The 11,219-nt window shown below is 67.5% G+C and carries 7 protein-coding genes and 3 pseudogenes; 6 read left to right on the forward strand and 4 right to left on the reverse strand.

The genetic code is table 11. The features are described 5' to 3' along the window. The 3 genes from nuoL to nuoN form a co-directional block, all read left to right on the forward strand. Positions 1–1,590, forward strand: a 1,590-nt coding sequence (gene nuoL / locus QYS60_RS05345; RefSeq protein ID WP_371382600.1) for an NADH-quinone oxidoreductase subunit L, incomplete at its 5' end; no start/stop codon positions are given. Further along, entirely contained in the window at positions 1,590–3,221 is a 1,632-nt protein-coding gene (locus tag QYS60_RS05350; protein WP_289378885.1) for an NADH-quinone oxidoreductase subunit M, read from the forward strand. The genes nuoL and QYS60_RS05350, both read left to right, overlap by 1 nt. Before the next feature lie 74 nt (positions 3,222–3,295). After that, the gene (gene nuoN / locus QYS60_RS05355; RefSeq protein WP_371382606.1) at positions 3,296–4,867 is read left to right on the forward strand and encodes an NADH-quinone oxidoreductase subunit NuoN; all 1,572 of its coding nucleotides are present in this window, start codon (positions 3,296–3,298) and stop codon (positions 4,865–4,867) included. Between the two features lie 536 nt (positions 4,868–5,403). Here nuoN and QYS60_RS05360 read toward each other — a convergent pair. Then, a complete protein-coding gene (locus tag QYS60_RS05360) occupies positions 5,404–5,613 on the reverse strand; it encodes a hypothetical protein (protein ID WP_371382602.1) in 210 nt (69 codons plus the stop codon). A 163-nt stretch (positions 5,614–5,776) separates the two neighbouring features. Beyond that, a pseudogene (locus tag QYS60_RS05365) lies at positions 5,777–6,265 on the reverse strand (DUF1214 domain-containing protein); the annotation flags it as partial. Positions 6,266–6,319: 54 nt separating this feature from the next. Here QYS60_RS05365 and QYS60_RS05370 point away from each other — a divergent pair. Together QYS60_RS05370 and QYS60_RS05375 are read left to right on the forward strand one after the other, a co-directional pair. Further along, positions 6,320–7,575 (forward strand): IS3 family transposase gene (locus QYS60_RS05370; RefSeq protein ID WP_371382603.1). Its coding sequence is split into 2 segments (ribosomal slippage): positions 6,320–6,593 and positions 6,593–7,575, totalling 1,257 coding nucleotides; the frame shifts between segments, so codons are not numbered across the junction. 26 nt (positions 7,576–7,601) lie between these two features. Further along, positions 7,602–7,799 (forward strand): annotated as a pseudogene (locus tag QYS60_RS05375) (dihydrofolate reductase family protein); the annotation flags it as partial. Positions 7,800–8,315: 516 nt separating this feature from the next. Here the strand turns inward: QYS60_RS05375 and QYS60_RS05380 are convergent. Beyond that, positions 8,316–8,522, reverse strand: a pseudogene (locus QYS60_RS05380) (alpha/beta fold hydrolase); the annotation flags it as partial. Between the two features lie 105 nt (positions 8,523–8,627). Here QYS60_RS05380 and QYS60_RS05385 point away from each other — a divergent pair. Beyond that, entirely contained in the window at positions 8,628–9,911 is a 1,284-nt protein-coding gene (locus QYS60_RS05385) for an IS256 family transposase (protein ID WP_371382604.1), read from the forward strand. A 135-nt stretch (positions 9,912–10,046) separates the two neighbouring features. On the opposite strand, the gene QYS60_RS05390 is transcribed toward QYS60_RS05385, so the two are convergent. Then, on the reverse strand, positions 10,047–10,751 hold the full coding sequence (locus QYS60_RS05390; RefSeq protein ID WP_371382605.1) for a DUF899 domain-containing protein: 705 nt from the start codon (positions 10,749–10,751) through the stop codon (positions 10,047–10,049). Positions 10,752–11,219 lie beyond the last annotated feature (468 nt).

Raw genomic sequence — 11,219 nt, forward strand, 5'->3', positions numbered from 1 at the left:
GCAGGCTCCGCTGCGGGTACGGCGGGTCACTCCGCAGGCTCCGCTCCCGGCCGCAGGTTGTTCTTCGCCTACCTCAACCTCTTCCTCGCGGCGATGTTGCTGCTCGTCCTCGCCGACAACTATTTCGGCCTGTACGTGGGCTGGGAAGGCGTCGGTCTCGCCTCATACCTGCTCATCGGCTTCTGGCAGTACAAGCCGTCCGCTGCGACGGCCGCGAAGAAGGCTTTCGTCGTCAACCGTGTCGGCGACATGGGCCTGGCCGTCGCCATGATGATCATGTTCGCGACGTTCGGGTCCGTGACGTTCGACGATGTCTTCGCCGGCGCCGACGCGGCGAGCGACGGCGTGCTCACCGCACTCGGCCTCGTGCTGCTGCTCGCCGCATGCGGCAAGTCCGCCCAGGTGCCCCTGCAGTCCTGGCTCGGTGACGCGATGGAGGGCCCGACACCGGTGTCGGCCCTGATCCACGCCGCCACCATGGTCACCGCGGGCGTCTACCTCATCGTCCGGTCCGACGTGCTCTTCGACCTCGCCCCCACCGCCCAACTCGCCGTGGTGATCGTCGGCGCGGTGACCCTGCTGTTCGGAGCCGTCATCGGGTGCGCCAAGGACGACATCAAGAAGGCACTCGCCGCCTCGACCATGAGCCAGATCGGCTACATGGTCCTTGCCGCCGGGCTCGGTCCCGCCGGATACGCCTTCGCGATCATGCACCTGCTCACCCACGGCTTCTTCAAGGCCGGACTGTTCCTCGGGGCCGGATCGGTGATGCACGGGATGAACGACGAGGTGAACATGCGGCACTACGGCGGCCTGCGCACCGTCATGCCGATCACGTTCGTCACCTTCGGTCTCGGCTACCTCGCGATCATCGGCATCCCACCGTTCGCCGGATTCTTCTCCAAGGACAAGATCATCGAAGCGGCGTTCGGCGCCGGTGGTGCGGAAGGGATCGTCCTCGGCACGGCCGCCCTGCTCGGGGCCGGCATCACCGCGTTCTACATGACGCGGGTGATGCTGATGACCTTCTTCGGCAGGCGTCGCTGGGCGGCCGACGTCCACCCCCACGAGTCGCCCACCGTGATGACGGTGCCCATGATCCTGCTCGCCCTCGGCTCGGTCGGCGCCGGTGCTGCACTCACCCTCGGTGGGGCGCTGCAGGACTGGCTCGAACCGGTCGTGGGGACCGCGGAGATCGAACACCTGCTCCCGGTGTGGGTGATCACCGCCCTCACCCTCGCCGTCGTGCTCGCGGGTGTCGCGGTGGCCTACCGGCAGTACGCCCGGCGCGACATCCCCGACGCCGCCCCCGCCGACGTGTCGGCGTTCACCGTCGCCGCGCGCCGGGATCTCTACGGCGACGCCGTCAACGAGGCGGTGTTCATGCGGCCCGGACGGTCCCTGACCACGACCCTGGTGACCGTCGACGACAAGGCCGTCGACGGGGCGGTCGACGGGATCTCCGCGACGGTCGGTGCCCTCTCCGCCCGGATGCGGCACCTGCAGACCGGGTTCGTGCGGTCCTACGGCTTGTCCATGTTGGTAGGCGCGGCCGTCGTGGTCGCCGCGATGATGCTGGGGAGGCTGTAGTGGGCAACTTTCCCTGGTTGACGACCCTGTGGGTGGTGCCGCTCGTCGGTGCCGTCGTCGTACTGGCGATTCCCGCCCGCATGCGGAGCCTCGCCAAGGGCACCGCGCTGGCGGTCGCGGCCCTGGTGCTCGTGCTGGCGTGCGTGCTGGCGGTCGGGTTCGACCCGGCGGGCGAGCAGTACCAGTTCGTCGAATCGCACCCGTGGATCCCGGCCCTGGGCACCCGCTACACGCTGGGCGTGGACGGCATCGCGCTCGTGCTGGTGCTGCTCACCGCGGTGCTGCTTCCGCTGCTCATGCTGGCCGGTTGGAACGATACGACACCGCCCGAGCCCGCCGACACCGCTCGCCCGTCCATGCCGCGGCGAACCACACACCTGTACATGGCGTTGATGCTCTCGGTCGAGGCGATGGTGATGGTCTCGTTCACCGCGCTCGACGTGCTGCTGTTCTACATCTTCTTCGAGGCGATGCTCATCCCGATGTACTTCCTCATCGGGGGTTTCGGGGACCGGCTCGGAGACCGGCGCCGTCGCTCCCGCGCGGCGGTGAAGTTCCTGCTCTACAACCTGTTCGGTGGGCTGATCATGCTGGCCGCGGTGATCGGACTGTACGTGGTCACCGCCCGGCAGGGCGCCGGCACCTTCGACTTCCGGGAGATCGTCGCCGTCGTCACCGACGGTGGTCTCGGTGCCGACGCTGTGGTGCTCCACGCGCTGTTCCTCGGCTTCATGTTCGCCTTCGCCGTGAAGGCGCCGCTGTGGCCGTTCCACACCTGGCTGCCCGGCGCCGCGGTGCAGGCCACGCCCGCCGGAGCGGTGCTGATGATGGCCGTGGTCGACAAGGTCGGCACGTTCGGCATGCTGCGCTACTGCCTGCAGCTCTTCCCCGAGTCGTCGGTGTACTTCGCGCCCGTGATCGTCACGCTCGCGGTGATCGGCATCGTCTACGGTGCGGCGGTCGCGATCGGTCAGACGGACGTGATGCGGCTGATCGCCTACACCTCGATCTCGCACTTCGGGTTCATCATCCTCGGCATCTTCGCGATGACCAGCCAGGGCCAGGCCGGCTCGACGCTGTACATGGTCAACCACGGCATCTCCACCGCGGCGCTGTTCCTGATCGCCGGGTTCCTCGTCTCCCGACGCGGATCCCGTGCCATCGCCGCGTACGGAGGCGTCCGCAAGGTCGCCCCCGTCCTGGCCGGCACGTTCCTCGTCGCCGGACTGGCGACCCTGTCCCTGCCCGGCCTGGCACCGTTCGTCAGCGAATTCCTGGTGCTGGTCGGCACCTATCCGCGCTACCAGGTCGCCGCCGTCTTCGCGGTGCTCGCGCTCGTCCTGTCGGCGATCTACGTGCTGTGGCTCTACCAGCGCATGATGACCGGACCGGTCACCGACGGCAACGAGCACGTGCGCGACCTGGTGCCCCGCGAACTCGCCGTCGTGGTGCCGCTCATCGCGTTGCTCCTCGTCCTGGGCGTCTACCCGAAGCCCGCCCTCGACGTGATCACCCCAGCGGTCGACCAGGTCCTGGTCACGGTCGACCGGCCCGATCCGGTGCCGCCCGTCCCGCCCGAACCCGTCGCGGGCGGGCTCGGCACCGACACACACGGAGGGACGCACCGGTGACTTCCTTGGACGGCACCCTCGTTCTCGCGCAGGCGATTCCGGCTCCCGACCTGGAATACGGCCCGCTCTCTCCCATGCTGATCGTGTTCGGGGTCGCCGTGGCCGCGGTGCTCGTCGAGGCGTTCGTTCCCCGCCGCGGCCGGTACGCGAGCCAGCTGCTGCTCGCGCTCGGTGGACTCGGTGCCGCGTTCGTGGCGGTCGTCGTCCTCGCCGCGGGCCTGGACTTCGCCGCCGGCGCCGCGCCCGGCTACACCGCCGCGGTCGACGCCGTCGCGGTCGACGGACCCACCTTGTTCCTGCAGGGCACCATCCTGCTCGTCTCGATCCTCGCGGTGCTGCTCGTCGCCGAGCGCGGCATCGAGCCGAACCCTCGGGGTGCCGTGCCGGAGGGACCCGGCGCGGCGGTGGCCACCGGGCGCGGCGGTGCCGACGCGTTCGCCCCGCAGGCGTCCGTGGTGCCGGGCAGCGTCGCCGAGCGCGAGGCCGCCGCGCAGGGGATCTCCCAGACCGAGGTGTTCCCGCTGGTGCTGTTCGCGGTCGGGGGGATGCTGCTGTTCCCGGCCGCGAACGACCTGCTCACCATGTTCATCGCGCTCGAGGTCCTGTCGCTGCCCCTGTACCTGCTGTGCGGCCTGGCCCGTCGGCAGCGCCTGCTCTCCCAGGAGGCGGCCCTGAAGTACTTCCTGCTCGGCGCCTTCTCCTCGGCCTTCTTCCTGTTCGGGGTGGCGCTGCTGTACGGCTACGCAGGGACCGTGGGCCTGGCGGGTATCGCCGACGCCGTCGCCGACCGCGCGGACGGCGACGCGCTCGTGGTGATCGGCGCGGCGATGCTCGCGGTGGGTCTGCTGTTCAAGATCGGCGCGGTGCCGTTCCATTCCTGGGTCCCCGACGTCTATCAGGGAGCGCCCACACCGATCACCGCCTTCATGGCGGCGGCCACCAAGATCGCGGCATTCGGCGCGATGCTGCGCGTGTTCTACGTGGCGCTACCCGGACTGCGCGACGACTGGCGTCCCCTGCTGTGGGGTGTGGCGATCCTGACGATGGTGGTGGGTTCGGTGCTGGCGGTGACGCAGAACGACGTCAAGCGGATGCTGGCCTACTCGTCGGTCGCCCACGCCGGCTTCATCCTCACCGGTCTGATCGCCGCCGACCGGGCCGGGCTGGCGTCGACGATGTTCTACCTGTTCGCCTACGGGTTCAGCACCCTCGGTGCGTTCGCCGTCGTGACCCTGGTCCGCGACGACCTCGGGGAGGCGACCCATCTGTCCCGCTGGGCGGGCCTCGGCCGGCGCTCTCCGCTCGTCGGCGCGGTGTTCGCCCTGTTCCTCCTCGCATTCGCGGGCATCCCGCTCACCAGCGGGTTCGTCAGCAAGTTCGCCGTGTTCGGGGCGGCCGCGGGCGGCGGCGCCGTTCCGCTCGTGATCGTCGGCGTGGTCAGCAGCGCCGTCGCGGCGTACTTCTACGTGCGCGTCATCGTGCTGATGTTCTTCGACGAACCGGACCGCGACGGCCCCGCGGTCGTGGTGCCCAGCGCGCTGACGACCGTCACGATCGCCGCCGGGGCGGTGGTGACCGTGGCGCTCGGCGTCTTCCCACAACCGTTGCTCGATCTGGTGGACCAGGTCGCGGTGTTCCTCGGTTGACGGTTCCGCCGGCGAGCGCGGGATCCGGGCGCACGAGGACGCAGCCGCCGAATACGAACGTGGCTTTGTCGCTGGCCGGCCCAGTACCTGGGCGGCCGCCGCTGACTTACGGCAGGCGAGTGGACCTACCAGGCTGAATACGAACCGGACGGAACTGTTGGAAAAAACGAATCCTGTCGCAGAAAAGTCGGTGTCGAGTCACTGCGCACCTGGAGCCGACCCCCATCGGCTTCGTGAGCCTCGAGAAGGACTGCGACTACGCACCTTCAACGCTCCTGGCTTGCACCAGATGGGTCGACTTTCGGGGTGATCGTGCCATCTGTGCAGCTAGCAGCGGTGCGCGTTCGGAGAAAGGCCACGGATACGGGCGTGGGTTTGTCAAGGGCGCAGGGTGAGGCGGCGCCGAGGACCGTCGTCGGCAGCGCCGCCTCGGGGCCGTGTTCTGCGCGGGGCGGCGTTCGCGTCCCTGCCTGCATGCCGCCGCAACGCACAGACGGCCGGGAGGAGGGTGTTCGTACCGAGCCGAGCCGCCGCGGTCAGGGACGAGGGTCGGTGTGCCAGGACATGGTGACCGTGGTGCCGGTGCCGGCGGTGCTCTCGCCGGTGTGGGTGGTCAGCGCCCCGGTCGATTCCAGTCCCCGGCCCCGGGAGTCGGTGCGACGCTTGCGCACTTCCGGCCGCCATCGGCCGTGGTCGGCGGCGGTGATCTCGAGGCCCAGCACGTGGGCGACGAAGGTCGCGCTCACGCCGGCCTCGCCCGCTACCGCATCCGAATCGACAAGACAATCAACGACTCAGGACACCGGCCGGGAGTTCGAAACCCTCCGCGCCCACCAGGGGAACGGCGGGGAAAGAACTAGCCGATCCCGGTTCTACACAGCCAGAGATGAGTTGCTCCCCTCTGTGGCGTTACCCGACCGGTTCTATGTCGGGCAGTCTCCATGTCTTGTCGAACCACGGTTCCAGCGGACCGTAGAGCCGGACTATCGCGAACCAGCTCTTGCCGGGCAGGGTCTGGATCCAGTTGCGGCTGCCCTCGGGCCGGTCGGGACCGAAGTGGACGTCGACTGAGCCGTCCTCGTTCGTGATCATGTCGCGGTCGCTGGCAACGGTGGGCAGTTCCTGGTCGGTCTGCAGCATCGACCGGGTCTGGGTGTCGTAGACGACGATCGACCAGAAGGTGTTGACCGGCACGTTCGGCGGGACGTGCAGCCGGTAGGTCCTGCCGCCGTCGAAGGGCGCGTCGGTGGCGTCGACGAACGCGGTGACATACTGCGATCCGGCGCCGACCATCTCCGTCAGGTACGCCGGACTCGATCCGCTCCCGATGAAGCCGAGCGCGGCGGCGGTGTCGAGCATCGCGGCGCCACGGTCCTGGAACTGGTAACCGGCGAAGAGGAATGAACCGTCTCGGGTTTGATGCCGTCTCCTTTCTTGAGGAGGATGCACATCATGTCCAAGCGTTACCCCGCCGAGCAGCGTGAACGAGCGGTGAAGATGGTCCTCGACCACCTCGACGAATATTCTTCGCCGTTCGCGGCGTGCAAAGCCATCGCCCCGAAGCTCGGCGTCGGTGTCGAGTCGCTGCGCACCTGGACCCGCCAGGCTCTGATCGATGCCGACAAGACACCCGGCGTGACCACCGCTGAACAGCAACGAATCAAAGAGCTCGAACGCGAAGTCCGAGACCTCCGTGAGGCCAACGAGATCTTGAAATCGGCCTCGATTTTCTTCGCGAGGGAGCTCGACCCTCGCCGCCGCTGATCTGCCAGTTCATCGACCAGATGCGTGCACAAGGACACCGGGTCGAGTCGATCTGCGCCGTGCTCACCGAGCGTGGCGTCAAGGTCGCCCCACGCACGTATCGGAACTGGAAAACTGCTTCTCCATCCCGCCGGACCGTCGCCGATGCACATCTGACGAACGCTCTGCGTGAGACCGTCGGCACCGCCGAAGGTCTCTACGGTCGCCGAAAGATGACCGTGCACCTGCGTAGACACGGCCACGACGTCGCGGCATGCACCGTCGACCGGTTGATGCGTGATGAAGGGCTGTCCGGAGCGGTCCGGGGCCGTCGGCGCCGCACCACCGTGCCCGGCGGCTCGGACAGCCGCCGCGCCCCTGACCTGGTCGATCGTGATTTCACCGCCGAGGTTCCGAATCGGAAGTGGGTCACCGACTTCACCTATTGCCGCACCTGGGCGGGGTTCGTCTATGTCGCGTTCGTGATCGACTGCTTCTCGCGGGCGATCGTCGGCTGGCATGCCGCCACCGTCAAAGACACCGCGATGGTCACCACCGCCTTGAAGATGGCATTGTGGCGACGTGACCACACGGGCCATCCGGTCGGCTCGGGGTTGATCCACCATAGCGATGCCGGCAGTCAGTACACTTCCATTGTTTTCGCGGAAACCCTTGTGCTGGAGGGTATTGCCGCGTCGGTCGGCAGTGTCGGAGACGCGTACGACAACGCTCTGGCCGAGAGCACGATCGGGTTGTTCAAGACCGAAGTGATCGCCAAGGCAAACCCGTTCCATCCTGGTCCCTACAAGTCCATCGAGGACGTCGAGTACGCCACGATGGAGTGGGTCGACTGGTTCAATCGCAGTCGCCTGCACAGCCGTCTCGGATACGTCCCGCCGGATGAATTCGAGGCGGTGTACTACGCTCACCTGTCGACTCCGCAACCGGAGCCGTCACCGATATAGGAGCGGCAAGAAACCCGAGACGGTTCATGGAGGTCGGTGGCGCGAATCTTGCCGCGTCGTTGATCCCATTCGGTCTCGTCGACGAGTACCAGCTGTTCGTCTCCCCGGTGGTGCTCGGTGGAGGCACCCCCATGTTTCCGCCCCTGGACGAGCGGTTGCGGCTGCGGTTGGTGGAAACCCGGTGCTTCGCCACCGCGGTGATGCTGCGCTACGTCGCGGCCTGACGGTCGTCGTCGGCCCGGAACAGCTCCGGCGTCACGGGCGGCACATCGTCGAGGAACGCCGTCACCGTCGGCACCAGCACCTCCGTTTCCCCGAGGATGCCCCAGGTGCGAGGTCGCCGGCAGCACCACCAGACGTGCCCGCGGAACCGTCGGCAGCATCCCCGTCGCCGCCGCTTCCTCGTCCCCGCCGCCGAGCAGCCGGAACATCGCCAGCGCATGCTCCGGCTTCACACCGTCCGCGTCGCCGACGATCACCATCGCCTTCGCGGTGATCGACCGTATCTGTGTGTCGCTGATCTGCTGGTCCGCGACGGTGAGCACGGTCATCTTCTCGACATGGCGGGTGAACGCAGCGGGTTCCGGCGTGTGCTCGTAGAACGCCTTCTCGATCGGTGTGCCGGCAAGGGCTGTCGCCTCGAGATCCCCGATGGCTTCGAGCACCGACGGGTGCCGGCTGTCCTGCCGATAGGTGGCCGACAACGACATCAGCGTGCCGACGAGTTTCGGGTGCCGGAGCGCGAGCTGCAGCGCCACCGCACCGCGGTGCGAGTATCCCGTCACATGTGCGTGTTGCACGCTCGACGTCCGCGGCAGTGCCGCGGCGTCGTCGGCGCAATTCTCGTCCGAGATCGGGCGCGCGGTGTCCGGGGTACACCCGTGTCCCTGCTGATCGAAGACGATCACCGAGCGCGTCGCCGTAAACGCGCCCGTCCACGCCGACATCGACTCGGTGCCCAGGAATGCGCCGGGGATGAGCAGCAACGGCGTCGCGGCGGGCCGAGGGGACTGTAAGAACAACGGTGTAACTCTGAAAGGAGATGCACCACCATGACTGATGTGATTGATCGTGAGGACGAATCGAACTCGGCACCTGTGGGTGTCAGCGATGCCCGGCTGCAGGAACTGGTGGATCAGGCGCGGGCCGAAGGCCTCCAGCTCACCGGCGAGGGCGGGTTGCTGGCGAAGCTGACCAAGCTGGTGGTCGAGTCCGCCCTCGAGGGCGAGATGGACGACCACCTCGGCTACGGCAAGAATGACCCGGCCGGCAGGGGCAGCGGCAACTCCCGCAACGGCAGACGCGCCAAGACCGTGCTGACCGAGGCCGGCCCGGTCGAGCTCGACGTACCCCGGGACCGGGAGTCCTCGTTCGAGCCGAAGATCGTGGCCAAGCGGCAGCGGCGGCTGACCGGGGTGGAGGACATGGTGATCTCGCTGTCGGCCAAGGCACTGACCACCGGTGAGATCTCTGCGCACCTGGCCGAGGTCTACGGCGCCGAGGTGTCCAAGCAGACGATCTCGACGATCACCGAACGGGTGATGGACGGCATGGCCGAGTGGCAGAACCGGCCGCTGGACCCGGTGTACCCGGTGCTGTTCATCGACTGCATCCACGTCAAGATCCGCGACGGCAGCGTGGCCAACCGGCCGATCTACGTCGTGATGGGGGTCACTGCCGAGGGCACCCGCGACATCCTCGGATTATGGGCCGGCGAGCACGGCGACGGGGAGGGGGCGAAGTACTGGCTTCGGGTGTTGTCCGAGCTGAAAAATCTTGGTGTGCAAGATGTTCTGATCGTCGTGTGCGACGGTCTGAAGCATCTGCCCGACTCGATCGGGCAGGTGTGGCCGCAGACCATCGTGCAAACCTGCGTGGTCCACCTCCTCCGCAATACCTACGCCTACGCCTCCCGCAAGGACTGGGCCGAGATCGCCAAGGACCTCGAACCGGTGTACACCGCGCCGTCGGAGCAGGCCGCGCTGGACCGGTTCGCCGAGTTCAGCGACAAATGGGAGAAGCGCTATCCCGCGATCATCCGGCTCTGGACCAACGCCTGGGCCGAGTTCGTGCCGTTCCTGCAGTTCGACAACGCCATCAGGCAGGTCATCTACACGACCAACGCCATCGAGAGTGTCAACGCCCGAATCCGCAGGGCCGTCAAGGCCCGTGGTCATTTCCCGACCGAGGCCGCGGCCCTGAAATGCGTGTACCTGGCCATCATGAGCCTCGATCCCAAAGGCACCGCCCGCCAACGCTGGTCCAACCGCTGGAAGGCAGCACTGAACGCCTTCGAGATCACCTTCGACGGACGCCTGTCCGCTGGACGAAAGTAGCTACAGTTCAACCAGTTACACCGTTAACTTGACAGACCCCCGCCGAGTTCGCCGTGGACCTCGTGGTAGAAAGTGAGCCCGTTGAGGGGCAGGTGGCCGCTGCGCGACGGTGGCGTGTTCATCACTGCTGCTGCTCTACCGGTCGTCCGAGGTCGGGCCGTAGAGCCGGGCGATGTCGGGGGAGTCGAGCCATTTGGAGTAGGTCGGGGACTGAGGCCATCCCTCGGGGGAGTCCTGCCATTGCTCCTGCCGGCCCCAGGGGAGGAGGTCGATCAGCGCGAAGGTGTAGCTGAGCTGCTCGGTGCCGCGACCGGTGGTGTGCCACGTGCGGTACACCTTCTCGCCGTCGCGGAGGAACACGTTGACGGCGAACCCGCCCCCGGGTGGCGCGTCGACGTCGGCGCCGAACGAACTCTCCGACGACGAGTACCAGTCCATCGTGTTGCCGACCTTGGCCTTGTACGCCAGTGCCTCGTCGATGGGCCCTTTGGTGACGATGACCATGCGGGCGTCGTAGTTGTCGAGGATGCCCAGCCGCGTCCACTGCGAGGTGAGACCGGTGCAGCCGCCGCACTGCCATTGCGCACCGTCGGTCCACATGTGGTGGTAGACGATGAGCTGGGAACGACCGTGGAATACGTCGGCGAGGCGGATGGGGCCGTTCGCGCCGATCAGCGTGTAGTCGGGCTGTTCGACCATCGGCAACCGGCGGCGCTGCGCGGCGATGGCGTCGAGTTCACGAGTGGCGGCCTTCTCCCTTCTTCGCAGGTCGTCGAGCGCGGCCCGCCAGGTCTGCTCGCCGACGATCGGAGGTAGGGCGCGCGTGGTCTGCTCGGTCATGATGTCTCCTGCTCTCGGGGTGGATCCGTTCACCGGTATCGACCTGTGCCGGGGCGGAAAGTCATCGCGGAGATCTCGTCCGTCGATCAGTTCTGGAAGTCGTCCGGTGCGACCCGGTAACGACGCGAACACCGTGTCCAGGAACCGAGCGAAGCTTGATCGGGAAGGATCCGAGAGCATGAGGCGCACACCTCACACGACGAAGGTCGTCGATGCCCACGGGGGCGACGGCAACGGAGAAAACCACCGCGCACGAGATTCCCGGAGCGCGGTTGCTTGTCCTCGAGGACGCTGGCACCGCCATCCCCGCCGCTGCAGCGGACGCGGTCGCCGAAGCGATGTTCGCGCTCGGCCAGAGGAACAGATCACGCCCTCCGCATCGCCTGGGAAGCAGCCCGGTCCGACCCTCGGCTGACGCAGGTACCCGTTACCTTCTTCGTAGTCCCGCACCGCGGGGCCACGGTCGCC

The organism is Rhodococcus sp. GXMU-t2271 (assembly GCF_041414735.1).
GTDB classification, from domain to species: domain Bacteria; phylum Actinomycetota; class Actinomycetes; order Mycobacteriales; family Mycobacteriaceae; genus Rhodococcus; species Rhodococcus indonesiensis.